Here is a 26,498-nt window from a genome sequence, read left to right on the forward strand (position 1 = left end):
TGTCATATGAGGAGCTTAGTGTCTTCGTGTGGCATTGGTTTTGCTCTGGCCAAGTTGAACTTTATCTGCCTTGGATGAGGCAGAAGTTGACTGGTTGGTGAAGGGACTCGAGGGTTTTGTCGTACCTGTTTTCGGTCTCGCGAGATAGGCGGGTCAGCCGTGTGGCTACCGCATCGATCAACGCAAGGAGGAGATCGCCAAATGCGCATCAGCATTTTTGGGCTTGGCTATGTAGGAGCTGTGTGTGCCGGTTGTCTGTCGGCCCGGGGGCATCAGATCATCGGTGTGGATATTTCGGCGCTGAAGATCGACCTGATCAACAGCGGTAAGGCGCCAATCGTCGAGCCGGGGCTCGAGGAGCTGCTGCAGCAGGGCATCAAGAGCGGCAAGCTGCGCGGGACGCTGGACATGCGCGAGGCGGTATTGGAGACGGATATCTCCTTCCTCGCCCCGCCGACGCCGAGCAAGCGCAATGGCGATCTGGATGTGTCCTACATCGAGGAAGTCTGCCAGCAGATCGGCCGGGTTCTCCCGGAAAAAAGCACCCGCCACACCGTGGTGGTACGCAGCACCGTGCTGCCAGGCACGCTGCGCAACGTGGTCATCCCGACCCTGGAGAAGTACTCGGGCCTCAAGGCCGGTGAGGACTTCGGTGTGGCGGTCAACCCGGAGTTCCTGCGCGAGAGCACCGCGATCAAGGACTACGACTTCCCGGCCATGACCGTGATCGGCGAGCTGGACAAGACCTCGGGCGACCTGCTCGAAGCGATCTACGGCGAGCTGGACGCCCCGATCATCCGCAAGACCATCGAGGTCGCGGAGATGATCAAGTACACCTGCAACGTCTGGCACGCGGCCAAGATCACCTTCGCCAACGAGATCGGCAACATCTCCAAGGCGGTCGGCGTCGACGGTCGCGAGGTGATGGATGTGATCTGCCAGGATCACAAGCTCAACCTGTCCAAGTACTACATGAAGCCCGGCTTCGCCTTCGGCGGTTCCTGCCTGCCCAAGGACGTGCGCGCCCTCAACTACCGCGCCACCCAGCTCGACGTCGAGTCGCCGCTGATCAACTCGCTGATGCCGAGCAACGAAGCCCAGGTGCGCAACGCCTACAACCTGATCGCCAGCCAGGACAAGCGCAAGATCGCGCTGCTCGGCCTGAGCTTCAAGGCCGGCACCGACGACCTGCGCGAGAGCCCGCTGGTGGAGCTGGCCGAGCAGCTGATCGGCAAGGGCTTCGACCTGAAGATCTTCGACCGCAACGTCGAATATGCCCGCGTGCATGGCGCCAACCGCGAATACATCGAGTCGAAGATTCCCCATGTGTCCTCGCTGCTGCGCTCCGACCTGCAGCAGGTCGTGGCGGATGCCGACGTGATCGTGCTGGGCAACGGCGACGAGCTGTTCGAGACCGTGGTGCAGCAGCTGCCGCCGGGCAAGAAACTTATCGACCTGGTCGGTTTCATGCGCCACTGCAGTGACGACGTCAAGGAAGGCCTCTGCTGGTAGCGACTGCTGCAGCGTTGAACATGCACAGGGCGTTACAACAAGAATAAGAACGCCCCCGTTGCAGAGTCGAAACTCAAACGGGGTTGGTTACATGGACGATACTCGGGGGCGCCTGCGCACTGCCGCGGGTTGGCTTTTCTATCTCAGCGCGTTGGGTGGCATGGCGTTACTGCTGCCGCACAGCGTGTTCGATCCGCAATCCACCGATTTCCTCCTGCTGCTGGGTGCAGTGGGGATTTGGCGCTATTCGGTGGGTATCACCCACTATGTGCGCGGGATGATCTTTCTCTACCTGGTGTTCCCCTACTACCGGCGCAAGGCGCGCAAGCAGGGGGCGGATGCCGATCCATCGCATGTGTTCCTGATGGTCACCAGTTTCCGCATCGATGCCTTGACCACCGCCGAGGTCTATCGCTCGGTGATCGAGGAGGCGATCAACTGCGACTACCCGTGCACGGTGGTCTGCTCGATCGTCGAGCTGTCCGACGAACTGCTGGTCAAGAACCTGTGGAATCGCCTGAATCCGCCGCAGCGGGTCAAGCTGACTTTCGTGCGGATTCCCGGCACCGGCAAGCGTGACGGCCTGGCCCAGGGCTTCCGCGCCATCTCGCGGGCGCAGCCGGACGAGCGGGCCGTGGTGGCCGTGGTCGATGGCGACACCGTGCTGAGTGCCGGCGTGGTGCGCAAGACCGTGCCGTACTTCGGCCTGTTCGAAAACCTGGGTGGCCTGACCACCAACGAGTTCTGCGAAGTGCGCGGCGGCTACATCATGCACGAGTGGCACAAGCTGCGCTTCGCCCAGCGCCACATCAACATGTGCTCGATGGCCCTGTCCAAGCGCGTGCTGACCCTGACCGGGCGCATGTCGGTATTCCGCGCCGAGGTGGTGACCAACCCCGGCTTCATCGCCGACGTGGAAAGCGACCACCTGGAGCACTGGCGCCTGGGCCGCTTCAAGTTCCTCACCGGCGACGACAAGTCCAGCTGGTACAGCCTGATGCGCCTGGGGTACGACACCTTCTACGTGCCGGACGCGACGATCAATACGGTCGAGCACCCGCCGGAGAAGAGCTTCATCAAGGCCAGCCGCAAGCTGATGTTCCGCTGGTACGGCAACAACCTGCGGCAGAACTCGCGCGCCCTCGGCCTGGGCCCGTCGCGCCTGGGCTGGTTCACCAGCCTGGTGCTGCTGGATCAGCGCATCTCGATGTGGACCAGCCTGCTGGGGCCGAGCGTGGCGATCATCGCCAGCATCAAGTACGGCTTCGCCTATTTGCTGATCTACCTGCTGTGGATCGGCCTGACGCGCCTGGTGCTGACCCTGCTGTTGCTGGCCTCCGGGCATGAGATCGGGCCGGCCTACCCGTTGATCCTCTATTACAACCAGATCGTCGGGGCCCTGGTGAAGGTGTACGTGTTTTTCCGCCTCGACCAGCAGTCCTGGACCCGCCAGAAAACCAAGCTCAATCGCGACCTGGCCAGCTTCCAGCGCTGGTTCAACACCTGGTCGTCGCGGGCCATGACCTTTTCGGCGGGCAGTATTTTCGTCGCTGCCTTGATGTGGGTGGTGTGATCGGCAACGGATGGCCGAAGGCCGCTTGATGCCCGAGTTAACTCATTAATTTAAAAGGGAAAAGCCATGAGTGCAGTGATGAGTCCAAGCAGCAACAGCAATGTTGTCCACGAGTCGGAAGCCCAGCGCCAGTACGCGCGCCTGAAGCTGCCGGCGAAGATCGTCTACCGCAGCCCGCAGGGCCAGGATCTGGAAGCACCGCTGCTGGATCTGTCGGCTGGTGGTTTCAGCTTCGAGCCCAACTCCGGGCTGATCAGCGAAGGCCAGCACCTGCGCGGCAAGCTGATGTTCGAGATCGAGGGGATAGGTTTCGCCATGGACGTGGAGTTCCAGGTGCGCTCGCTGCAGGGCGGCAAGCGCGTCGGTTGCGAGTTCCACAACCTCAAACCGCGCGAAATTTCCGCGCTGCGCTACCTGATCAGCGGTTTCCTCAGCGGCGAGCTGGTTACCGTCGGCGACCTGATCAGCACCCTGCAGCGCGAGAACTTCACCAAGGCGCGCAACAACAAGGCCGACGGCCCGGTCAGCCCGCTGGCACGCCTGCGCGCCCTGGGTCTGAGCCTGGCGATCTTCCTGGTCGGGGTCAGCGCCTGCAGCTACGTGCTTTATCAACTGTATGACATCTACTTCGTCACCCATGCCGACTCGGCCCAGGTCATGGTGCCCGGGCAGCAGGTGGCCATGCCGCGTGAAGGCTCGGTGCAGAGCCTGGTCAAGGTCGGCGACACGGTGGCCAAGGGCGCGCCGGTGGCCACCTTCTCCGCGACCATGCTGGATGCCCTGAAAGGTGCGTTGCCGGAGGCGGAAATGACCCCGGACAACCTCGAGCGCCTGTTCAGCAAGAGCTTCCAGGGCACCCTGACCAGCCCCTGCGACTGCCGCGTGGTGGCACAGCTGGTCGGCGACGGGCAGATGGCGGTCAAGGGCACGGCCGTGTTCACCCTGGCTCCGGCCGACAGCGTGGCGACCGTCGAGGCGCGCTTCCCTTATCGGGCCTTTGCCGAGCTGCAGCCGGGCACCCAGGTCAGCTTCCTGGTGGGTGGCGAGACCGAGCCGCGCAGCGGCGTGATCAGCAGCATGGCACTGCAGGACGGCGGCCTGGCCTCGGACATCCGCGTGATGATCGAGCCGGCACTGCCGCTGGCCAGCGAACTGGCCAAACGCCCGGTGGATGTGCGCATCCAGCCGCTGGGCGGGTTGTGGTCGAGCAACAGCCTGGCTGCCGGCAAATGAAACGGCGCAGCCTGGCACTCGGGACTCTGGGCCTCGGCCTGCTGTCGGGCTGCATGAGCCTGCCCGACCTGCAGCTGGCCAAGCAGGCGAAAAACGCCGGCGATCTGGCGACCGCGCAGGCCAACTTCCAGGCGCTGGCGGCGCAGGGCTATGTCGACGCCGAAATCGGCCTGGCCGACATCCTCGTGCGCAGCGCCTCGGTGGCCCAGCAGGAGCAGGGCGTAGCGCTCTATCGCGGCGCTTTGGGGCGCTCGCCACTGGCGCCGGTGCGCCTCGGCAAGTGGCTGGCCAGCCAGCCGCAGTTGAGCGTGGAGCAACGCCAGGAGGCCGAGCGCCTGCTGCGCCAGGGTCTGCAGGAGGGCGACCGCAGCGCACTGTTGCCGCTGGTGCAGGTGCAGCTGCGCGACCCGCAAAAGGTCGGCAGCGGCGAGATCGAGCGCGAACTGGCGCAGTGGCAGGCCCAGGGGCTGGCTGAGGCGCAGCTCGGCATGATTCAGCTGTACCGCGCCCGTGGCGACTACGCCCAGCACCAGGTGCAGATCAGGCAGACCTGCGAGGCCTGGCTGTCCCAGGTCAGCGAGTGCTACGCCGAGCTGGCGGCGATCTACCAGCAGCAGGCCGATAGCGCGGCGCTGGAGGCCCTGCTGGTGCGCCTGCGCGAGGGTTATCAGGCCGGCGCGGTGCTGCCCGACCGTCTGCAGGCGGTGGCCAAGGTGCTCGCCGCCCCGGCCAACGGCGAGCCGGCTGCACAGACCGCCAGGGAGCTGTTCGAGCTGATCGCGCCCGTCCATGCCGACGCCTGGGTCAGCCTGGCGGAACTGACGCAGAACTACCCGGAGCTGGGTGGCGCCGCGGAAATCCAGGCCTACCTGGAGCAGGGCGTGGCGGCGGGTTCCTCGCGCGCGGCCATGACCCTGGGCCAGCACTACATGAAAGGCCAGATCCTGCCGGGCGATCCCCAGGCCGCCGAGAAGTACCTGCTGCAGGCCTTGCCGCAGGAGCCCAAGGCGCATTTCTTCCTCGGCAAGATCTACAGCGAAGGGCAGCTGGGCGACATCGACCCGGACAAGGCCCTGGAGCACCTGCTGATCGCCGCTCGCGGCGGCAACCCCAGTGCCGATGTGGCCCTGGCCCAGCTGTTCGGCGCCGGCAAGGGCATCCGCATCAATGCGGTGTACGCCTACACCTTCGCCACCCTGGCCAAGCAGCAGGGCGCGCCCCAGGGCCAGGCGCTGCAGGAGCGCCTGGCGCCGCGCCTGCAAGCGCAGGACTACGCGCAGGTGGAGAGCCTGCTGGCCCGCGAGCTGCGTGCCCGTGGCGGCGAGCAGTTGAGCATCCGTAATTCGACCCATCCAATGCAGGGAATGCTATGACTTCGACCAACCGTTGCGCCGCCGTTTTCGCGTGCACGGCCGGCCTGCTCGGCAGCCCGCTCCTGCTGGCGGCCGAGGCGCAGCCCGGGCTGTCCTACGGGGCCAACCTGAAGATCACCGCGCAGTCGCTCGACGACCGCGACCTGGGCACCCGCGATGGCGGCGACTTCAATGGCGTCGGCCTCAGCGTGCGGCCCTGGGTCTACGGCCTGCGTGGCGACTGGAGCGCCTACCTGATGGCCGAGGCGTTCGTCGCCAGCGATGTGATCGAGTCCGATACCAGCGAGTCCGACACCATCGACTCCACCGATGCCCGCGAGCGGGACGACAACTTCCTCGCCCTGCACGAGTTCTGGGTCGACTACGGCGGCCTGACCGCCTATCCCGGCGAGTCCCTGCGCCTGGGCCGGCAGAAGATCCGCAGCATCGACGGCCTCTGGTGGGACAGCAATATCGAGGCGCTGCGCTGGAACTTCGATACCACGCTGCTCAACGCCCATGTCGGCATCGCCGAGCGCTTCAGCGACTACCGCACCGACCTCGACGACCTGGCGCCGCAGGACGAGGATCGCCTGCACCTGCTTGGCGATCTCTCCACCCAGTGGCGGCCGGGGCACTGGGCCGGGCTCAAGTTCCACCACAGCGACGATAACGGCAGCCTGCCGAACCCGGGCGAAGCGGTGGACCAACTGAGCAAGACCTACAGCGGTCAGTTGACCTGGCTGGGCATCGAGGCCAATGGCGACTTCTACAACTACCGCAGCAGCCTGCCGCTGAGCTACATGGCCAGCCTGACCTGGCTGACCGGCGACGCCGACGTGCTCAGCACGCGCAGCGTCGATGGCGTACGCCGGGCCGCCGGCGAGAGCAATCAGGACGTCGATGCCTGGGCCCTGGATCTCGGCCTGCGCTGGAACATCGATGACCACTGGCGGCTCGGCGCCACCTATTCGCGCGCCAGTGGTGGCGGCGATGGCGACGATTCCGAGCAGTTCGTGCAGACCGATCTGCAGAGCAACCGCGCCAACTTCACAGGCACCAACTCCACCATCAACCGCTTCGGCGAGGCCTATCGCGGCGAGCTGAACAACCTGCAGGCGGCCAGCCTGTTCGGCGCCTGGCAGCTGAACAAGGACTACGACGCCAGCCTGGTCTATCACCGCTTCTGGCGGGTGGATGACCAGGCCGACAGCGCCAGCGGCCTGCAGGCGGCGCTGGAGCCGGGGGAGAAGGATCTGGGCCAGGAAGTCGACCTGGTACTGACCCGCTACTTCAACGAGGGGCAGATGCCCGCCGAGCTGGGATGGCTGGGCGCGAAATCGGCGCTGGTGCGTTTTCGCGGCGGTCTGTTCCTGCCGGGCGACGCCTTTTCCGGCGACAGCGATTCGAACATGCACCGCGCCGTTGTCGACGTGGTCTGGCGTTACTGAGGCGGCCTGAAGTGAACATGGAGACTGGCAAGATGGATTCACCTAGAGCATTCAGGCAACTGCTGCGCCATGGCCTGCTGCTGGCGGGCGGGCTGGCGTTGGCCGTGGCCGCCGAGGCCGCCGAGGTCAAGCACCCGGCCTATCGGGTGTCGAGCATCCCGGTCGAGTCGCTGCAGCGCGAGGCGCCCCAGCTGCCCGACCTGAGCGGCTACACCGCCGAGGCGGTCTACGCCAAGGTCCAGGCCAAGCCGGCCGGGCGCGTGGTGGTGCGCGGCATGATCGAGCAGAACCCGCTGGTGGAGTTCACCGGTGGCGACGAGCGCCTGCGCGAGTGGGTCAAGCGCCAGGGCGAGATGCCCCAGGTGGTGTTCATCGAGGGCGGCTACGTGACCCCGGTGGATCTGGCGCGCAGCCTGCCGCAGAAGTACTTCCGCGAGACCGAGCCGGGCGTGTACCTGGCCCGTCTGCCGATCGTGGTCAGCCAGGGCGCGACCCTGCACATTGGCAAGGAGACCAAGGATTTCCGTCTGTCCAGCGAGCGCGGCGCGTTCCTGATCAACGACGGCAAGCTGTTCATCACCGACAGCCGCCTGACCGCCTGGCGCGAAGCCGAGAACCAGCAGGACTGGTTCCGCAAGAAGGGCAAGTTCCGTCCGTTCCTCAACTCCTGGGGCGGCACCGAGACCTACATAGTCAACAGCGTGGTATCCAGCCTCGGCTACACCGCGAGCAAGTCCTATGGCGTGTCGATCTCGCAGTACAGCCCGGCGATGCATCCGATCATGCAGCGCGGTCATCCCACCGGCTGGCTGCTCAACTCGATGTTCGACGACATGTGGTACGGCTTCTACTGCTACGAGGCCTTCGACGTGGTGCTGCGCGGCAATACCTACCGCAACAACCTGGTCTACGGCATCGATCCCCACGACCGCTCGCGGCGCCTGATCATTGCCGAGAACACCGCCTACGGCACGGTGCAGAAGCACGGCATCATCATTTCGCGCGAGGTCAACGACAGCTGGATCTTCAACAACCGTTCCTACGAGAACCACCTGTCCGGCATCGTCATCGACCGCACCAGCATCAACAACGTGATCGCCTACAACGAGATTTACCGCAACAAGTCCGACGGCATCACCATCTACGAGAGCGGCAAGAACCTGTTGTGGGGCAACAAGGCCTTCAACAACGAGCGGCACGGCATCCGCGTGCGCAACAGCGCCGAGGTCGGCCTGTACGAGAACCTGGCGGTGGCCAACGGCCTGCTCGGCATCTATGGCCACGTCAAGGATCTCAACGGCACCGACCGCGACCTGGCGCTGGACCCTTTCGACATGAACCTGTCGCTGACCGTGGTCGGCGGGCGCCTGGTGGGCAACCAGACGGGCGCCATCTCGGTGGTGGCGCCGCAGAGCGTGAAGCTCTACCAGCTGGACATGCTGATGCCGACCAAACCCACGGGTATCGGCATGTTCGGCGCGCTGGCCGACGACAAGAACCAGATTCTCGACCTGCTCGTGCGGCAGAAGAAAGCCGTGCTGGTCCTGCCGCTGGACCAGCTGGCGCAATTGCAGAAGTGAGGAACGAGCGATGACACGCAATTCAAGCGCGAAAGCGGCCGGCCTGCTGGCCTCGCTGGGGCTGTTCAGCCTGCTGGCCGGCACCGCCCGTGCCGAAGAGGCGCCGCAGTACAAGATCGAGCGTTGCTGCGAAATCTGCCCGCAAGCACTGCAGGACAGCACCTATACCGGCGACATGGGTGAGTTCACCAAGCTGGTGCAGGGCCGCGATGACTGGCTGTTCCGCAGCAAGATCGATCTGATGACCGATATCGGCACCACGGCCGAGGGTTATCAGCACCTGCAGCGCCTGCGCGATGCCCTCAAGGAACGGGGCGTGGAGCTGGTCATGGTCTACCTGCCGCCGCGCGGCCTGGTCAGCCCGGAGATGCTCAGCGCGCAGAGTCGCAGCGGCTACGATGCCGAGCTGTCACGCAAGAACTACCTGGCGACCATCGAGCGCTTGCGCAGTCTGGGCATTCGCGTGCCAGACCTGTCGGCGCTGCTGGAACAGCCGGCGGCGGTACGCGAGACGCTGTTCTTCAAGCGCGACAACCACTGGACGCCCCGTGGAGCCGAACTGACGGCGCAGCTGCTGGCCGCCGAGCTGGGCAAGTCGGAGGTGTTCAAGAGCATTGCCCGCAAGGAGTTCGTCACGCGCACGGAGGGCGTACGGCACAAGATCGGCTCGCTCAACCAGGCCTTCGGCAAGATCTGCGGCAACGGTTACGCCAACGAATACTTCACCCGCGTGGCCACCGAGCCCAAGGATGAAAGCTCCGAGCTGTTCGGCGAAACCGCGGCGCCCGATGTGGTGCTGGTGGGCACCAGCTTCAGCTCCGCGCAGTACAACTTCGATGGTTTCCTCAAGCAGTACGCCAGCGTCGATGTGGACAACCGCTCGGTAACCGGCGGCGGCTTCCACAGCGCCATGCTGCAGTACCTGGGCAGCCAGGACTTCCAGAACGACCCGCCGAAGATCCTGGTCTGGGAGATCAACAGCTACTACGACCTGGCCATGTCGATCTTCTACCGGCAGATCATGCCGATGCTCGCCAACGGTTGCCAGGCCTCTCCGGCGGCGCTGAGGCAGAAGGTGGCCCTGCACCCGGGGGTCAACCAGATCCTGGTGAACACCGCGGTCAAGCCGATCCGCAGCGAGGACTATGTCGCCGATATCCAGTTCAGCGGCGGCAATGTGCGCGACCTGCGCAGCTCGTTTCTGTACATGAGTGGCTCGCGCGACAACCTGAACATCTCCCGCGCCCCGGAAGTGGAGCCCGACGGCCGCTTCGTCTTCGGCCTGCGCGATGGCCCGGAGTGGTCGGGGCAGACCCTGCTGTCCCTGGAGATCGAGATGCCGGCGGACATCCCCACCGGCATGCAGGTCGAGGCCAGCATCTGCCCGCGTCGCGACGACGCCGGGGCGGCCTTGCAGGCCCGCGCGGACTAACCAAAGCGGGACGCGCCGGTGCCCAGCGGGCACCGGCTTACCCCCGAGGGATCGGGGGGAGGGCGCGGCTTAATCGGAGAGTGAAGGCATGGTTTTTTCATCCAACGTATTTCTGTTTTTGTTCCTGCCGATATTTCTCGGCCTGTACTACCTGAGCGGCAATCGCTACCGCAACTTGCTGCTGCTGGTGGCCAGCTACATCTTCTATGCCTGGTGGCGCATCGACTTCCTCGCGCTGTTCGCCGCGGTCACCCTGTTCAACTACTGGATCGGCCTGCGGGTCGGCGCGGCCGGGGTGCGCACCAGGGCTGCGCAGAAATGGCTGATCCTCGGCGTGGTGGTCGACCTGGGTGTGCTGGGCTATTTCAAGTATGCCAACTTCGGCGTGGACAGCCTCAATGCCATCATCGCCTCGTTCGGCATCGAGCCGTTCGTGCTCACCCACATCCTGCTGCCGATCGGCATCTCGTTCTACGTGTTCGAGTCGATCAGCTACATCATCGACGTGTACCGCGGCGATACCCCGGCCACCCACAACCTGATCGACTTCGCCGCCTTCGTGGCGATCTTCCCGCACCTGATCGCCGGCCCGGTGCTGCGCTTTCGCGACCTGGTCGACCAGTTCAACCACCGTACCCACACGGTGGACAAGTTCGCCGAAGGCTGCACGCGCTTCATGCAGGGCTTCATCATGAAGGTGTTCATCGCCGACAGCATCGCGCCGATCGCCGACCACTGCTTCGCCCTGGCCAACCCCAGTACCGGCGATGCCTGGCTGGGGGCCCTGGCCTATACCGCGCAGCTGTATTTCGACTTCGCCGGCTACAGCAGCATGGCCATCGGCCTGGGCCTGATGATGGGGTTCCGCTTCATGGAGAACTTCAACCAGCCCTATATCAGCCAGTCGATCACCGAGTTCTGGCGGCGCTGGCACATCAGCCTGTCCACCTGGCTGCGCGACTACCTGTACATCAGCCTGGGCGGCAACCGCGGCACCACCTTCGCCACCTACCGCAACCTGTTCCTGACCATGCTGCTGGGCGGCCTGTGGCATGGCGCCAACTTCACCTATGTGATCTGGGGCGCCTGGCATGGCATGTGGCTGGCCATCGAGCGCGCCCTGGGCGTCGATGCCGCACCGCAGCGCATCCGCCCGCTGAAGTGGGCCTTCACCTTCGCCCTGGTGGTGATCGGCTGGGTGATCTTCCGCGCCGAGAACCTCGACGTGGCCTGGCGCATGTATGCGGCCATGTTCAGCTTCGGCGACTGGCGTCTCTCCGAGCTGACCCGCGCGCAGCTGACCAGCCTGCAGGTCGCCACCCTGCTGCTGGCCTATGCGGTGATGGCCTGGTGCGGCATTCGCCAGTTCTATGCCCAGCCGCTGGCCGGTGCGCCCAAGGCGCGGGCCGCGGATGCCATCCCGGCCGGGGGCACCGCCGTGGGCGTGGCGCTGAGCTACCGCGCGCTGCTGTTCCATGCTGCGGTCCTGCTGCTGTTCGCCGCCGCGGTGCTGAAGCTGTCGGCACAGAGCTTCTCTCCCTTCCTGTATTTCCAGTTCTGAGGAGGCGCCGTCATGTCGCGTACCGCCAATATGCTGTACAGCCTGCTGTTTCTCGGCTTGCTGCTGGCCCTGTCGCTGGCCTCGCTGCCGGCGTTGCTGAGCTTCTCCGCGGCCAGCGAAACCCCGCTGCTGAACGGCAAGCTGGCGCATGCCATCGAGAAGCACTACGACAAGCAGTTTCCGCTCAAGGAGTTCGGCACCAACGCCTGGGCTGCCCTGGAGTTCACCCTGTTCGGCGAAGGCCGCCCGGGCGTGGTGGTGGGGCGCGAGGACTGGCTGTTCACCGACGAGGAATTCAAGCCGGCCAGCAACCCGCAGCAGCTGCAGGACAACTGGCGGATGATCGCGGCCGTGCAGGAGGAGTTCAAGCGCCGCGACATCGACCTGGTGCTGGCCCTGCTGCCGGCCAAGGCGCGCCTGTACCCGGAGCAGCTGGCCGCGGCCAAGCCGGTCGCCACCCAGCAGGCACTGTATGCCCAGGCCCATGCGCTGATGCAGACACAGCAGCTGCCGGGCCCGGATCTGCTGCCGGCGTTGCAGCAGGCCAAGAGCGCTGCGGCGGTGTTCCTGCGTACCGACACTCACTGGACGCCCCATGGCGCCGAGGCCACCGCCAAGGCGCTGGCCGAGTACCTGGCCGCTCGGGGGGACTGGTCGCGTGGCGAGCAGCGCTTCGTCACCCGTACCAGCGATAGCCAGCCACACAAGGGCGACCTGCTCAGCTTCCTGCCCATGGCACCCTATTTCGCCGCCCTGCAACCGCAGGCGGAGAGCCTGCAGCCGCGGCATACCGAGGCCGCTGAGGCCGCCGAGGCGGGCGCGGAGACGGCCGCCGACTTGTTCGGCGACGCCCAGCCGCAGGTGGCGCTGGTCGGTACCAGCTACAGCGCCAACCCGAAATGGAACTTCGCCGGCGCGCTCAAGCAGGCGCTGGGCAGCGACCTGCTCAACTACGCCGAGGACGGCCATGGCCCGCTGGTGCCGATGCTGCGCCTGCTGCAGCGCGAACGGGCGGAAACCGCCGACCTGCGCCTGGTGATCTGGGAGTTCCCGGAGCGCTACCTGATGCTGCCGAGCGACCTGTCCGGTTTCGACAGCGCCTGGCTCGAGCGCCTGCGCGGCAATGAGCAGCTGGCGCTGCGCGACCCCGTTAAATCCGCGACGGCTCCCTGAGTCGTCCTGTCTGCCGAGGAAACACCCATGTCGATGATTCGCACCCTCAACCGTTCCGGCCGTGTGGGCAGCCTGCTGCTCAGTCTGTGCGCGCCGCTGGCCATGGCCGACGAAGCCACCCTGTACGGCCCGGTCGCCCCGGACGGTTCGGCCTTCGTGCGCAGCTACAACGCCACCAATGAAACCCTGGATGCCAACCTGGGCAACCTGAACTTCAGCGATATCGCGCCGAAGGCCAGCAGTGACTACGAGTTCCTGCCTGCCGGTAGCTACAGCGCCAAGGCGGGCGGCAAGAGCCTGGCCGTCAGCCTGGCCGAAAACACCTACTACACCCTGGTGCGCCTGCCGGGCGGTGAGCTGAGCCTGATCGAGGAGCCGCTGTTCAAGAACCGGCAGAAGTCGCTGCTGCGCCTGCAGAACCTGTCCGACAGCGCGCTGACCCTGAAGACCGCCGACGGCAAGACCGAGGTGATCAAGGCGGTAGCCGGCCAGGCCCGTGGTGAGCGTGAGATCAACCCGGTCAAGGTGCGCCTGGCGCTGTTCGCCGGCGAGCGCAAGGTCAGCGAGCTCAGCCCCCTGGTGATCGAGCGGGGCGAGGTGGTCAGCCTGTATGTCACCGGCAGCGCCGACAAGCTGTCGCCGGTGTGGGTCAAGCGTCCGGTCACCAGCGACTGAGGAATGACCATGAAGCTTGCGCATCGGACATTGGCAGTGCTGCTGCGTGGCGGGCTTTGCCTGGCCGTGCTGCTGGCCCAGGGCTGCTCCTGGGAGCGCGCGGGTGTCACGCTGGTGCCGCCCGCCGGCTACCTGCGCAGCGCCGCGGCGCCGCAAGGCAAGGTGCCGAGCTGCCCGCCGGTGCCGCCGCCCTATACCGGCGAGCTGTACTTCCCGAGCAAGTACGCCGGCTCCGATGCGGCCCGCGACAAGATCAACAGCGAGGCGGCGGCCCGCTATGCGCAGCTCACCGACGATGTGCGCCAGCTGGAGAACGGCAGCAGCCGCCTGGTCGGCCGCTACCTGGAAACGGGCCAGCAGGCCTATGCCGATTGCGCGCTGACCTGGCTGGACACCTGGGCCGAGGCCGAGGCGCTGCTCAGCGAGCGCTACAACCACACCGGCAAGTCGGTGCGCAAATGGGCCCTGGGCAGCGTCGCGGGCGCCTACCTGCGTTTGAAGTTTTCCCGCTCGCAGCCGCTCGCGGGGCATGCCGAGCGGGCCGAACGCATCGAGGCGTGGCTGGGCGAGCTGGCCGACCAGGTGGTGGTCGACTGGAACGCCCAGCCGCTGGAGCGGCGCAACAATCACCAGTACTGGGCCGCCTGGTCGGTGATGGCCACGGCCGTGGTGCTCGACCGGCGCGACCTGTTCGACTGGGCCGTGGAGCAGTACCGGCATGGCATGCAGCAGGTCGACGGCGAAGGCTATCTGCCGCTGGAGCTGTCCCGCCAGACCCGTGCGCTGGCGTACCACAACTACAGCATGGGGCCGCTGCTGATGATCGCGGCGTTCGCCAAGGCCAATGGCCTGGACCTGCGTGGCGAGAATGACGGCGCCCTGCAACGCCTGGCGCTACGCATGCAGGCCGGCCTGCGCGAGCCGAAGACATTCCAAGAAAAAACCGGTTACCCGCAGACCCTGGAGGACCTGCAGGACAGCAACCGATTTGCCTGGCTGGAGCCTTACTGCGCGCTGTACCCGTGCTCGGAGAGCACGGACGCGTGGCGACGCTCGATCGAGCCGCTGAGCACCTACCGGCTCGGCGGTGACATGACCCAGCTGTTTTCCGGGCAACTGCCTCGAAAGTGATTCCTGATGCAGTTCCCGCTGCCCGGTACATCCGTTCCGGCGGCGAGACAGGTCCAAATTTAAACGGATATTAAATTGGAGACAGACCCATGATCCCGGTCATTCTTTCTGGTGGTAGCGGCTCTCGCCTGTGGCCTTTGTCGCGCAAGATGTATCCCAAGCAGTTCCTCGCCCTCACCGGCGAGCTGTCGCTGTTCCAGCAGACCCTGCAGCGCCTGGCGTTCGAAGGCATGCACAAGCCGCTGGTGGTGTGTAACCTGGAGCATCGCTTCATCGTCAATGAGCAGCTGGCCAAGATCGGCATCACTGCCCAGGGCATGCTGCTCGAACCGTTCGGGCGCAATACCGCGCCGGCGGTGGCCATGGCCGCCCTGCAGCTGCTGGCCGAGGGCCGCGACGAGCTGATGCTGATCCTGCCGGCCGACCATGTGATCAGCGACGAGCTGAGCCTGCGCCAGGCCCTGGAGCTGGCGCGCAGCGCCGCCGAAGAGGGCGAGATGGTGCTGTTCGGGATTCCCGCGGACCGCCCGGAAACCGGCTTCGGCTACATCAAGGCGGCGCGTGGCGAGGAGGGCGAGACCCTGGTTCCCGGCGCTTACCGCGTCAAGCAGTTCGTCGAGAAGCCCGACGCTGTACGTGCCAGCGAGTTCGTGCGCAGCGGCGGCTACTACTGGAACAGCGGCATGTTCCTGTTCCGCGCCAGCCGTTACCTCGACGAGCTGCGCAGCCATGAGCCGGATATCTACGACACCTGCGTGCTGACGCTCGAACGTAGCAAGAGCAGCGGCGGGGTGCTGAGCATCGACGCCGGCACCTTCGAGTGCTGCCCGGACAACTCCATCGACTACGCGGTGATGGAGAAGACCGCGCGCGCCTGCGTCGTGCCGCTGGCGGCCGGCTGGAACGATGTGGGCTCCTGGTCGTCGCTGTGGGACGTGCAGGAGAAGAACAGCGACGGCAACGTGATCAAGGGCGATGTGGTCACCCACAACAGCCACAACAGCTTCGTGCACGGCACCTCCAAGCTGGTCACCCTGATCGGCATGAACGATGTGGTGGTGGTCGAGACCAAGGATGCGGTGATGGTCGCGCACAAGGATGCCGTGCAGGACGTGAAGAAGCTGGTCAACGCCCTGGATGCCCAGGGCCGCCAGGAAACCCAGAACCACTGCGCGGTGTACCGCCCCTGGGGCAACTACGACTCGGTGGACAACGGCACGCGCCACCAGGTCAAGCGCATCACCGTCAAGCCGGGCGCGCAGTTGTCGCTGCAGATGCACCATCACCGCGCCGAGCACTGGATCGTGGTGTCCGGCACGGCGCAGGTGACCTGCGACGACAAGGTGTTCCTGCTCACGGAAAACCAGTCGACCTACATCCCGATCGCCTCGGTGCATCGCCTGAGCAACCCGGGCAAGATCCCCCTGGAGATCATCGAGGTGCAGTCCGGCGGCTATCTGGGCGAGGACGACATCGAGCGTCTGGAAGACGTCTACGGGCGTACGCCCAAGGCCACCGTGCCGAGCTGAAGCGGGCCCGCCCGCAACGGGCGACCGGCAAGCGGTCGCTGGTCGCGGGTGGCGATCAGGCGCATGGCGCCCGGGGCTGGCCCCGGGCGCTCGCTTAGCGGGCCAGCATCTGCCGCAGCACATGCTGCAGGATGCCGCCGGCCTTGAAGTACTCCACCTCGTTCTGCGTGTCAATGCGGCACAGCACCTCGACCTCCTCATGGCTGCCGTCGGCACGCAGGATATCCAGCGCCAGAGTCATGTGCGGGCGCAGGCTGACGCCATCCAGGCCGCCGATGCCGACTTTCTCCGTGCCATTGACTTGCAGCGTCTTGCGCGTTTGCCCAGCGCGCAACTGCAGCGGCAGCACGCCCATGCCCACCAGGTTGGAGCGGTGGATGCGCTCGAAGCTCTCGGCGATCACCGCCTTGACCCCCAGCAGCTTGGTGCCCTTGGCCGCCCAGTCGCGGGACGAGCCGGTGCCGTATTCCTGGCCGGCGAAGATCACCAGCGGCACGCCTTCGTCCTGGTAGCGCATGGCCGCATCGAAGATCGCCAGCTTGTCGCCGCTGGGGATGTGCAGGGTATTGCCGCCTTCCTCGCCGCCGAGCATCTCGTTGCGGATGCGGATATTGGCGAAGGTGCCGCGCATCATCACCTCGTGGTTGCCGCGCCGCGAACCGTAGGAGTTGAAGTCGGCCGGGGCCACGCCGTGCTCGGCCAGGTAGCGCCCGGCCGGGCTGTCCTGCTTGATGTTGCCGGCGGGGGAGATGTGGTCGGTGGTCACCGAGTCGCCGAGCAGGGCGAGGATGCGCGCGCCGTGGGTGTCGCCGACATGCGGCGGGTCGCCGGCGAGGTCTTCGAAGAACGGCGGGTGGCGGATATAGGTGGAGTCGGCCTGCCACTGGTAGGTAGCGGCCTGCGGCACAGCGATGGCCTGCCACTGCGCGTCGCCGCTGAACACCGCGGCGTACTCGCGGCGGAACATGGCGCTGTCGACCTGGGCCACGGCCGCGGCGATTTCCGCCTGACTCGGCCAGATGTCCTTGAGGTACACCGGCGCGCCGTCCGAGCCGGTGCCCAGCGGCTGGCTGCTGAGATCGATGCGCACCGTGCCGGCCAGGGCATAGGCCACCACCAGCGGCGGCGAGGCCAGCCAGTTGGTCTTGACCAGCGGGTGCACGCGGCCCTCGAAGTTGCGGTTGCCGGACAGCACCGAGGCCACGGTCAGATCGGCCTGCTGGATCGCCGCCTCGATCGGTTCGAGCAGCGGCCCGGAGTTGCCGATGCAGGTGGTGCAGCCGTAGCCGACCAGGGCGAAGCCCAGTCGATCCAGGTAGGGGGTCAGCCCGGCGGCGGCGAAGTATTCGCTGACCACCTTGGAGCCGGGGGCCAGCGAGCTCTTCACCCAGGGCTGGCGGCTCAGGCCTTTCTCCACCGCCTTCTTGGCCAGCAGGCCGGCGGCCATCATCACACTGGGGTTGGAGGTGTTGGTGCAGGAGGTGATGGCGGCGATCACCACGGCGCCGTCCTCCAGCCGGTAGCGCTGGCCGTCGTGCTCGACCTCGGCGCTGGCGACCTGGTCCCTACCCTGCAGGGCCAGCAGGTCGGCGAAGGCCTGGCCCACCTGCGCCAGCGGCACCCGGTCCTGCGGGCGCTTGGGCCCGGCCAGGCTGGCCTCGACGCTGGCCAGGTCCAGCTCCAGGCTGTCGCTGAACAGCGGCTCGAGGCCCGGTTCGCGCCACAGGCCCTGGGCCTTGCAGTAGGCCTCGACCAGCTTGACGCTGGCTTCCGGGCGGCCGGACAGGCGCAGGTAGTCTAGGGTGACCGCGTCCACCGGGAAGAAGCCGCAGGTGGCGCCGTATTCCGGGGCCATGTTGGCGATGGTGGCGCGGTCGGCCAGGGGCAGGTCGGCCAGACCGTCGCCATGGAACTCGACGAACTTGCCGACCACGCCCTTCTTGCGCAGCATCTGCGTCACGCTCAGCACCAGGTCGGTGGCCGTGATGCCTTCTTTCAATTTGCCGCTGAGTTTGAAGCCGATCACCTCGGGAATCAGCATCGACACCGGCTGGCCGAGCATGGCCGCTTCCGCCTCGATGCCGCCGACGCCCCAGCCGAGCACGCCGAGGCCGTTGATCATGGTGGTGTGCGAGTCGGTGCCGACCAGGGTGTCGGGGAAGGCGAAGGTCTGGCCGTCTTCCTCCTTGGTCCACACGCTGCGCGCCAGGTATTCCAGGTTGACCTGGTGGCAGATGCCGGTGCCCGGCGGCACCACGCGGAAGTTGGCGAAGGCATTCTGCCCCCAGCGCAGGAAGGCGTAGCGCTCGCCGTTGCGCTGCATCTCGATGGCGACGTTCTGGCCGAAGGCGCTGGGCGAGGCGTACTGGTCGACCATCACCGAGTGGTCGATCACCAGGTCCACCGGCGACAGCGGGTTGATCTGCTGCGGGTCGCCGCCGGCGGCGGCCATGGCCGCGCGCATGGCGGCCAGGTCGACCACCGCCGGCACGCCGGTGAAGTCCTGCATCAGCACGCGGGCCGGGCGGAACTGGATCTCGTGGTCGCTGCGCCGCTGCTTCTGCCAGTCGACCATGGCCTTGATATCGAACACGCTGACCGTGGCGTTGTCTTCGTGGCGCAGCAGGTTTTCCAGCAGCACCTTGAGCGACAGCGGCAGGCGGCGGATGTCGCCAAGACTCTTGGCTGCCGCGTTGAGGTCGTAGTACTGGTAGCGCTGGCCGTCGATCTCCAGGCGGCGCTGGCAATTGAGGCTGTCCAGGGAGGGCATGGCGTTTCTCCTGCGCGGTCGGAACCGGCTGATGGCGAGTTAGTGAAACTAGACCGCCGAGTCAACTCCCGCCACTTTCCCCGGCGCCCCGCGGCGGGCCGACTCGGCTATCATGCGCGGCCTGAGGAGAACCGCGATGAATACCCTGCTACTGCACTGCCGCCCCGGCTTCGAAGCTGAAGTCTGTGCCGAAATCAGCGAACACGCCGCGCGCCTGGAGGTGGCCGGCTATGCCAAGGGCAAGCCGAACAGCGCCCATGCCGAATTCGTCTGCAGCGAGGCCGATGGCGCGCAGCGGCTGATGCAGGGCCTGCGCTTCAACAGGCTGATCTTCCCGCGCCAGTGGGCGCGCGGCAGCTACCTGCAGCTGCCGGAAAGCGACCGCATCAGCGTGCTGCTGCAGGCCCTGGCCGATTACCCGGTGTGCGGCAGCCTGTGGCTGGAAGTGTTCGACACCAACGACGGCAAGGAACTGTCGAACTTCTGCAAGAAGTTCGAGGCGCCGCTGCGCAAGGCGCTGGTTGCGGCCGGCAGGCTGGTCGACGACCCGGCCAAGCCGCGCCTGCTGCTGACCTTCAAGAGCGGCCGCGAGGTGTTCCTCGGCCTCGCCGAGGCGAACAACCAGGCGCCCTGGCCGATGGGCATCCCGCGCCTGAAGTTCCCGCGCGAGGCACCGAGCCGCTCGACCCTCAAGCTGGAGGAGGCCTGGCACTACTTCATCCCGCGTGAGCAGTGGGACACGCGCCTGTCGGGCGAGATGACCGGCGTCGACCTCGGTGCCGCCCCCGGCGGCTGGACCTACCAGCTGGTCAAGCGCGGCATGCTGGTCACCGCCATCGACAACGGGCCGATGGCGCAGAGCCTGATGGACACCGGCCTGGTCCAGCACCTGATGGTCGACGGCTTCACCTGGAAGCCCAAACAGCCGGTGGACTGGATGGTCTGCGACATAGTCGAGAAGCCGGCGCGCAACGCCGCATTGCTGGAAACCTGGATCGGCGAGGGCCTGTGCCGCGAGGCGGTGGTCAACCTCAAGCTGCCGATGAAGCAGCGCTATGCCGAGGTCAGCCGCCTGCTGCAGCGCCTGGAGGACGCCTTCGCCGCGCGCAAGATCAAGGTCTCCATCGCCTGCAAGCAGCTCTACCACGACCGCGAGGAGGTCACCTGCCACCTGCGGCGTCTTTAGCCTGAGGGCAGGCCCAGTAGGTCTGCTTGTGCCCGCGGGCCTGGTAGTCGCGGGCCAGGCGCTCGGCCTCCTCGCGGCTGAGGCCGGCGCGCAGGACGAATTCATTGCCGTTGTCGTCCAGGCGTTTGACGCACCAGTCTGGCGTGCTGGCCATGCTGCGACCTCCTGCGCTGGGCGCGCGGCGCCCTTTGCGCGACAATAGCGGCCTGTTTCCGGAGTAGCCCGATGTCCCAACACTCTGCTGTCATTCCCGACGCCATCCTCGACGCCAGCGGGCTCAACTGCCCGGAGCCGGTGATGATGCTGCACAACAAGGTGCGCGACCTGCCGGCCGGCGGCCTGCTCAAGGTGATCGCCACCGATCCTTCGACCCGCCGCGACATCCCCAAGTTCTGTATGTTTCTCGGCCACGAGCTGGTCGAGCAGGGCGAGGAAGCCGGCAGCTATCTGTACTGGATTCGCAAGAAGCTCGACTGAGAGTCCGTCGACGATCTCTTGATCGTCGGCCATGCCGCGTTGAAATTGGGCTCGGACTGCTCATTTACACCTCGTAAACTCCGCGTCCTCGCCCAATTTCGCCTTGCCTGGCTCTAGCTCAAAAGACCCGTAAACGGGCTCTGAGCCGGTTAGGCGCGGATGCGTCGGCGCGCGCTGCGCGCCAGGCGAATGCCGAGCAGCACGGCGGCGCAGGTCAGCCCGACCACCAGGCCCTGCCACAGGCCGCGCGGCCCCGATGGCTCGCCGAACCAGTCGGCCAGGCCCAGGCCGTAGCCCACCGGCAGGCCGATGCCCCAGTAGGCGAACAGGGTGTAGAGCATGGTCGCGCGGGTGTCCTGGTAGCCGCGCAGCGCACCGGCGGCGGTGACCTGGATGGCATCGGAGAACTGGAACAGCGCCGAATAGACGATCAGGCTCGACGCCACCGCGATCACTTCCGGCGCGGCGGTATAAATCTGCGCGATCTCGCTGCGCCACAGCAGCATCAGGCTGGCCGACAGGCAGGCATAGGCCAGGGCGGTGGCCATGCCCACGCCCGCGGCGAAACGCGCCTCGCGCGGCTGCTCGCGCCCCAGCGACTGGCCGACGCGCACGGTGGCGGCCATGCCCAGGGAGTAGGGGATCATGAACACCAGCGAGCTGAAGTTCAGGGCGATCTGGTGGCCGGCCACCACCGTGGCGCCCAGCCCGCCGATCAGCAGGGCGATCACTGAGAAGATGCTGGCCTCGGCGAACACCGCCACGCCGATCGGTACGCCGATCGCCAGCAGGCGCCGGAGAACCTGCCACTGCGGCCAGTCGAAGCGGGCGAACAGTTGGCTGGGGCGGTAGTAGGGCGCCCAGCTCACCCACCAGAGCATGCCCAGCAGCATGCTCCACATGACGATGCCGGTGGCCCAGCCACAGCCCACGCCGCCGAGGGCCGGCAGGCCGAGCTTGCCGTAGATCAGCACGTAGTTCAGCGGGATGTTCAGCAGCAGGCCGCCGATGCCCAGCATCATGCTCGGCCGGGTATGCCCCAGGCCGTCGCTGTAGCAGCGCAGCACGTGGTACAGCGCCACGGCGGGGAAGCCGCAGGCCACCCCGCGCAGGTAGCCCATGGCCGGCTCGACCAGGCTGGGGTCGACCTTCATCAGGTGCAGCACCGGTTCGGCATTCCACAACAGGGCGGCGGCGCCACCGCCCACAGCCAGGGCCAGCCACAGCGCCTGGCGCACCAGCGGGCCGATCTCCTGGTGCTGGCCGCTGCCGAAGCGTTGCGCCACTTTCGGCGTGGTCGCCAGCAGGATGCCGGTCATCAGCAGGAACACCGGCACCCACAGCGAGTTGCCCAGGGCCACGGCGGCCAGGTCGCGCGGGCTGACGCGGCCGGCCATCACGGTGTCGACGAAGCCCATGGCGGTGTGCGCCAGTTGCGCGATGATGATCGGGGTGGCCAGCGCCAGCAGGGCGCGCAGTTCGGCGCGGATGCGGGCGGGACGGGTGAGGGCAGACATGGGCAGATCCGACGACAGGGCCGGCGATTCTACTCCGCCGGCGCGCCGGCGGCATCAACACGAGTATCCGGCGCCCGGGCAATCAGCCGCCGGGGCTGCGGCGCAGGGCGGCGTGCTGGGGGTTGAAGGTGAGCACCGCGAGCAGCGCGCAGAGCAGGGTCAGGCCCAGGCAGATGGCCGCCGCCAGCAGGTTGAAGCGCTCGTAGAGGGCGTAGCGCACCAGCTCCACGGCGTGGCTGAACGGATTGACCGCGCACAGCCAGTACAGCCACTCGCTGGCCTCGCGCATCTTCCACAGCGGGTAGAGCGCCGAGGAGAGGAAGAACAGCGGGAAGATGACGAAGTTCATCACCCCGGCGAAGTTCTCCAGCTGGCGGATGCCGTTGGACAGCAGCAGGCCCAGGGCGCTGAGCAGCAGCGCCGCCAGCAGCAGCGCCGGCAGCGCGGCGAGCAGGCCCAGGGCCGGTGGCTGCACGCCGTACAGCCAGGCGATGGCGAGGAAGGCGTAGACCTGCAGCAGCGACACCAGGGCGGTGGCCAGCAGCTTGGCCGCCAGCAGGAAGGCGCGCGGCAGCGGGCTAGTGAGCAGCACGCGCATGCTGCCCATCTCGCGGTCGTAGACCATCGACAGCGAGCCCTGCATGCCGTTGAACAGCAAAATCATGCAGGCCAGGCCGGGGACTATGTAGGTCTCGTAGGTGACGTAGGTGTCGTACGGCTCGATGATCGAGATGCCCAGCGCGGCGCGAAAGCCGGCGGCGAACACCAGCAGCCACAGCAGCGGGCGCACCAGGGCGCTGAGAAAGCGCGAGCGTTGCTGGATGAAGCGCAGCCATTCGCGCAGCACCACGCCGCGCAGGCAGGCCCAGTAGGCGGTGATCATGGGCGGGGCTCCGGGGTAGTTGGCGGGGCAGCGAGGGTTCGATGCACCGTAGGGGCCTGGTTGGTGCGCATGGCGCACCCTACGGCTCCGCGCCAGTGCGCATCTGCTGCGGTCGGCTCATCTCCCGTAGGGTGCGCCGTGCGCACCGCAGGCCACGCCTGGGCACTCATCACGCCACCTCGCTGGCGGTCAGGCGACTGAAGGTCTCTGCCAGGCTGCCCTGGCCATGCTCGGCGCTGAGCCGGTCGGCGCGGCCCTGGGCGATCAACCGGCCGCGGTTGAGGATCAGCAGGGCGTCGCTGTCTTGCACCTCGTCCAGCAGGTGGGTGGTCCACAGCACCGCCAGGCCCTCGTCGCGGCACAGCTGGCGCACATGCTGGTTGAGCGCCAGACGGCTGGCCGGGTCGAGGCCGACGCTGGCCTCGTCGAGCAGCAGCAGGCGCGGCCGATGGAGCAAGGCGCGGGCGATTTCCACCCGCCGCCGATGGCCGCCGTTGAGCAGGCGCACCTTGTCGTCGCGGCGCTCGCCGAGCTGCTGGCGCTCCAGCTCGGCGGCGATGCGCTGGCTGGCCAGGGCGCGCGGCATGCCGTGCAGGGCGGCGTGGTAGTGCAGGTTCTGCTGCACGCTGAGGTCCAGGTCCAGGGTGCTCTGCTGGAACACCACGCCGAGCTGGGCCAGGGCCTGGCGCGGCTGCTGGCGCAGGTCGTGGCCGCCGACGCGGACCCGGCCCTGCTGCAGGCGGTAGAGGCAGGTGAGCAAGGCGATCAGGGTCGATTTGCCGGCGCCGTTGGGGCCGAGCAGGGCGCTGAACTGCCCGGCCGGGCAGGCGAAACTGACATCGCCCAGGGCCTGGCGCTGGCCATAGGCGAAGCCCAGGCCTTCCACCTCCAGGCTATTCACGGAGTCACCACCACGCCCCAGGGGTAGCGGCCGACCTTGATCGACTTGACCACCTTGAGGCTGGCCACGTCGATCACCGAGACGTCGCCGCTGATGCCGTTGGTGGTCAGCAGCTGCTTGTGGTCCGGGGTGAATTCCAGGTGCCAGACGCGCTTGCCGACCAGCAGGTAGTCGAGCACCTCGTAGCTCTGCGCGTCAACCACCGCCACATGGTTGGCCGGGCCGAGGGCGACGAAGGCGTACTTGCCGTCCGGGCTGAGCTTGACCCCGACCGGCTGCACCTTGTCCGGGTGCACGCCCTTGATCTTGAACGTCAGCACCTTGAGCGGCTGGCGGCTGGCGACGTCGATCACCGTCACCGTGCCGCCGATCTCGGCCGAGGCCCACAGGCGCTTGCCATCGTCGCTGAACTCGACGTGGCGCGGGCGCTGGTCGACCAGGGTGTTGTCGACCAGCTGCTGGGTGGCGGTGTCGATCCAGTGCAGCATGTTGGTGGTTTCGCTGGTGTTGACCGCCCACTTGCCGTCCGGGCTGACGGCCATGCCCTCGGGCTCGACGCCGACGTCGATCTGGCCGAGCACCTGGCTGTTCTGGGTGTCGACCACGGTGACCAGGGCATCGTCCTCGTTGGAGATGTACAGCCACTTGTCGTTGGGGTGCAGGGCGAACTGCTCGGGGTCGGCGCCGGAGGGCAGGTTCTTGATGATCTGCCGGGTCGCCAGGTCCATCACCTGCACGGTGTCCGAGTCGCTGGCGCAGATGTACAGCAGGCTGCGGTCGTGGGACAGGGCCAGGCCGCGCGGGCGCTGGCCGACCGGCAGGGTGGCGGTGACTTCCAGGCTGTCCAGGTCGATCACGCTGATGCTGTCGTCCTTCTCGTTGGACACGTAGGCGGTGGCGGCCTGCACCTGGCTGGCGAGCAGCAGCGGCGCGGTGAACAGGCTGGCGAGCAGGGTGCGGTGCATGGCGGTGGTCCTTTCTTGTAATGGTTGTGGATGGGTGCGCGCGGCGCACCCTAGGGCGAGGTTCGCGTCGCAGCCGCGGGCTCGGCACTGGCGGCGTCCTGCCTGGCCAGCAGCTGCGCGGCCTGGCGGTCGTGCCACTGGCTGGCGCATTCGCTGAGGCGCTCGCGGGTGTCCTCGCCGCGTTCGGCGGCCAGGCGGGCATACAGGCAGGGCACGCGCTGGCTGCCGAGCAGCAGGGCGCTGCGCAGCGCCGGATCGCTCGGCGGCACGCTGAACGCCACGCCGCCGCCGAGCACGGCCGGCAGCAGGGCGGCCAGCAGCAGTTTCACAGCGCGGCTCCGGCCAGGCGGCAGCGGCTTTCCGCTTCGTCGTAGCCGAGGCTGTCCATTTCGTTGTGCGGATGCAGGAAGCCTTCCTGCGGCGAGCTGCTGATCAGCGCGCGCGGCTGCACCAGTTCGATCGGCTGGCGCAGCTGGCCGTCCCACGGCCGGTAGCTGAGCTTGCGGCCCTTGAAGCCGTCCAGCGGCAGCTCGCCGCTTAGCGCCAGCTGGCGCAGGGCGGCCGGGTCGCCATGGCGCAGCTTGCTGACGCCGGCGGCGATGCTGCGCACGGCCATCCAGGCGGCGAAGTCGCGGCTGTTCATCCAGCGCCCGGCGAGGGCCTCGAAGCGCTTCTGCAGCTGGGCGGCGCCGAAGGTTTCCACGGTCTTGTGCCAGCCCACCGGGGTCAGGCCCTGGGTGCCGGCCACCGGACGTGGGTACCAGGTGTTGTAGGGCAGGTACTCGCCGAAGTCGCCGCGCTCGTCGGCCACCAGCACCACGTCGTACTCGGCGGTCTGGGTGAACAGCGGCATCTCGGCGCTGGCGCTGCGGCGCTGGTCGTTGTCGAAGGTCCAGGGTTTCTCGGCGACTATCTGCAGGCCGAAGCGCTTGGCCGCGCGACGCAGGGCGGCGGCGTAGGCCTGATCGTCTGCGGTCTGGCCGACGATCAGCAGCCAGCGGCTCCAGCGCCGTACGGCGAGGAACTGGGCCAGGGCGTCGGCGAGCATGGCGCGGCTGGGCAGGCTGTGCAGCACGTTGCTCGGGCAGTTGTCGGTGCGCAGCTCGTCGTCGGCGCTGCCGGCGTTGAACAGCAGGCTGTCCGGCAGCGCCTGGCTGATGGCGCGCAGGCTGGCGGCCGGGGCGTTGACCACGAACAGGCGGATGCCGGCGGCGTGCTGCTGGCGGGCGGCGCTCAGCAGCTCGTCGGCGCTGGGCGCCTGCACGGCCTGCAGGCTGAACTGCTGCTGGAGGAAGCGCCCGGTGCTGTTGCTGTCGGCGATCGCCAGCTCGGCGCCGCGCAGGCCGGCGTCAGTCGGCTCGGGGATGACGTTGGACAGCAGCGGCCCGCGCGGCGGCTGGTACTCCAGGTAGCCGATGCGCACCTGCAGCTGGCTTTCGGCGGCCTGCAGGTCGGTGGCCACCAGGCTGGCGCAGGCCAGGGCGAGCAGGTAGAGCAGGGCGTAGGCGGCATAGAACGGCATGGCGGAACCTCCTGCTGGGGTTTGCGCCAGCATAGGAAGCCCCGGCCGCCCGGGGAATATGCAGAAAGTACCAGT

Annotated in this window: 22 protein-coding genes; 14 read left to right on the forward strand and 8 right to left on the reverse strand. The window is 67.1% G+C overall.

Annotated elements, in window-relative coordinates; translation table 11 throughout:
• Positions 1-201: 201 nt before the first annotated feature.
• The 12 genes from GV001_RS09755 to GV001_RS09810 all read left to right on the forward strand — a co-directional run bounded on the left by GV001_RS09755 (position 202) and on the right by GV001_RS09810 (position 16,202).
• Positions 202-1,512: a nucleotide sugar dehydrogenase gene (locus GV001_RS09755; protein ID WP_160079430.1), complete on the forward strand. Its 1,311-nt coding sequence runs from the start codon at positions 202-204 to the stop codon at positions 1,510-1,512.
• Between the two features lie 91 nt (positions 1,513-1,603).
• Entirely contained in the window at positions 1,604-3,085 is a 1,482-nt protein-coding gene (locus GV001_RS09760; protein WP_160079431.1) for a glycosyltransferase family 2 protein, read from the forward strand.
• A 78-nt stretch (positions 3,086-3,163) separates the two neighbouring features.
• Positions 3,164-4,318 carry a PilZ domain-containing protein gene (locus GV001_RS09765; RefSeq protein WP_160083276.1) on the forward strand — a complete coding sequence of 385 codons (1,155 nt, stop codon included), beginning with the start codon at positions 3,164-3,166 and terminating at the stop codon, positions 4,316-4,318.
• The gene (locus GV001_RS09770; protein ID WP_160079432.1) at positions 4,315-5,691 is read left to right on the forward strand and encodes a tetratricopeptide repeat protein; all 1,377 of its coding nucleotides are present in this window, start codon (positions 4,315-4,317) and stop codon (positions 5,689-5,691) included. Before GV001_RS09765 ends, GV001_RS09770 begins: the two co-directional genes overlap by 4 nt.
• Positions 5,688-7,121, forward strand: a complete 1,434-nt coding sequence (locus tag GV001_RS09775; protein WP_160079433.1) for an alginate export family protein — start codon at positions 5,688-5,690, stop codon at positions 7,119-7,121. Before GV001_RS09770 ends, GV001_RS09775 begins: the two co-directional genes overlap by 4 nt.
• 17 nt (positions 7,122-7,138) lie before the next feature.
• Positions 7,139-8,701 carry a mannuronan 5-epimerase AlgG gene (gene algG, locus GV001_RS09780; RefSeq protein ID WP_160083278.1) on the forward strand — a complete coding sequence of 521 codons (1,563 nt, stop codon included), beginning with the start codon at positions 7,139-7,141 and terminating at the stop codon, positions 8,699-8,701.
• Between the two features lie 10 nt (positions 8,702-8,711).
• Positions 8,712-10,133, forward strand: a complete 1,422-nt coding sequence (locus tag GV001_RS09785; protein ID WP_160079434.1) for an alginate biosynthesis protein AlgX — start codon at positions 8,712-8,714, stop codon at positions 10,131-10,133.
• Between the two features lie 88 nt (positions 10,134-10,221).
• Entirely contained in the window at positions 10,222-11,694 is a 1,473-nt protein-coding gene (locus tag GV001_RS09790; protein ID WP_160079435.1) for an MBOAT family protein, read from the forward strand.
• A gap of 12 nt (positions 11,695-11,706) precedes the next feature.
• Positions 11,707-12,867, forward strand: coding sequence for an alginate O-acetyltransferase (locus GV001_RS09795; protein WP_160079436.1), 1,161 nt, complete (start codon positions 11,707-11,709; stop codon positions 12,865-12,867).
• Between the two features lie 27 nt (positions 12,868-12,894).
• Complete coding sequence (locus GV001_RS09800; protein ID WP_160079437.1) at positions 12,895-13,542, forward strand: alginate O-acetyltransferase AlgF; 648 nt, start codon at positions 12,895-12,897, stop codon at positions 13,540-13,542.
• A 9-nt stretch (positions 13,543-13,551) separates the two neighbouring features.
• Complete coding sequence (locus GV001_RS09805) at positions 13,552-14,673, forward strand: mannuronate-specific alginate lyase (RefSeq protein ID WP_160079438.1); 1,122 nt, start codon at positions 13,552-13,554, stop codon at positions 14,671-14,673.
• An 89-nt stretch (positions 14,674-14,762) separates the two neighbouring features.
• The gene (locus tag GV001_RS09810) at positions 14,763-16,202 is read left to right on the forward strand and encodes a mannose-1-phosphate guanylyltransferase/mannose-6-phosphate isomerase (RefSeq protein ID WP_160079439.1); all 1,440 of its coding nucleotides are present in this window, start codon (positions 14,763-14,765) and stop codon (positions 16,200-16,202) included.
• 94 nt (positions 16,203-16,296) lie between these two features.
• On the opposite strand, the gene acnA is transcribed toward GV001_RS09810, so the two are convergent.
• Complete coding sequence (gene acnA / locus GV001_RS09815; RefSeq protein WP_160079440.1) at positions 16,297-18,972, reverse strand: aconitate hydratase AcnA; 2,676 nt, start codon at positions 18,970-18,972, stop codon at positions 16,297-16,299.
• A gap of 136 nt (positions 18,973-19,108) precedes the next feature.
• Between acnA and rlmM the strand changes: the two genes are divergently transcribed.
• Positions 19,109-20,158 carry a 23S rRNA (cytidine(2498)-2'-O)-methyltransferase RlmM gene (gene rlmM / locus GV001_RS09820; protein ID WP_160079441.1) on the forward strand — a complete coding sequence of 350 codons (1,050 nt, stop codon included), beginning with the start codon at positions 19,109-19,111 and terminating at the stop codon, positions 20,156-20,158.
• Here the strand turns inward: rlmM and GV001_RS09825 are convergent.
• On the reverse strand, positions 20,133-20,312 hold the full coding sequence (locus GV001_RS09825) for a hypothetical protein (RefSeq protein WP_160079442.1): 180 nt from the start codon (positions 20,310-20,312) through the stop codon (positions 20,133-20,135). The genes rlmM and GV001_RS09825 overlap by 26 nt on opposite strands.
• A gap of 71 nt (positions 20,313-20,383) precedes the next feature.
• Here GV001_RS09825 and tusA point away from each other — a divergent pair, with 71 nt between their 5' ends.
• Positions 20,384-20,635, forward strand: a complete 252-nt coding sequence (tusA, locus tag GV001_RS09830) for a sulfurtransferase TusA (protein ID WP_160079443.1) — start codon at positions 20,384-20,386, stop codon at positions 20,633-20,635.
• 149 nt (positions 20,636-20,784) lie between these two features.
• Here the strand turns inward: tusA and GV001_RS09835 are convergent, their stop codons facing one another.
• The 6 genes from GV001_RS09835 to GV001_RS09860 all read right to left on the reverse strand — a co-directional run bounded on the left by GV001_RS09835 (position 20,785) and on the right by GV001_RS09860 (position 26,423).
• Complete coding sequence (locus tag GV001_RS09835) at positions 20,785-22,152, reverse strand: MATE family efflux transporter (RefSeq protein ID WP_160079444.1); 1,368 nt, start codon at positions 22,150-22,152, stop codon at positions 20,785-20,787.
• An 82-nt stretch (positions 22,153-22,234) separates the two neighbouring features.
• Positions 22,235-23,032: an ABC transporter permease gene (locus GV001_RS09840; protein WP_160083280.1), complete on the reverse strand. Its 798-nt coding sequence runs from the start codon at positions 23,030-23,032 to the stop codon at positions 22,235-22,237.
• 172 nt (positions 23,033-23,204) lie between these two features.
• On the reverse strand, positions 23,205-23,936 hold the full coding sequence (locus GV001_RS09845; RefSeq protein ID WP_160079445.1) for an ABC transporter ATP-binding protein: 732 nt from the start codon (positions 23,934-23,936) through the stop codon (positions 23,205-23,207).
• The gene (locus GV001_RS09850) at positions 23,933-24,901 is read right to left on the reverse strand and encodes a YVTN family beta-propeller repeat protein (RefSeq protein WP_160079446.1); all 969 of its coding nucleotides are present in this window, start codon (positions 24,899-24,901) and stop codon (positions 23,933-23,935) included. The genes GV001_RS09845 and GV001_RS09850 overlap by 4 nt, the downstream gene beginning before the upstream one ends.
• Positions 24,902-24,951: 50 nt before the next feature.
• Entirely contained in the window at positions 24,952-25,230 is a 279-nt protein-coding gene (locus GV001_RS09855) for a hypothetical protein (protein WP_160079447.1), read from the reverse strand.
• Positions 25,227-26,423, reverse strand: a complete 1,197-nt coding sequence (locus tag GV001_RS09860; protein WP_160079448.1) for an ABC transporter substrate-binding protein — start codon at positions 26,421-26,423, stop codon at positions 25,227-25,229. The genes GV001_RS09855 and GV001_RS09860 overlap by 4 nt, the downstream gene beginning before the upstream one ends.
• Positions 26,424-26,498: the final 75 nt, after the last annotated feature.

This window comes from Pseudomonas sp. 8AS, from assembly GCF_902506505.1.
GTDB lineage: Bacteria > Pseudomonadota > Gammaproteobacteria > Pseudomonadales > Pseudomonadaceae > Aquipseudomonas.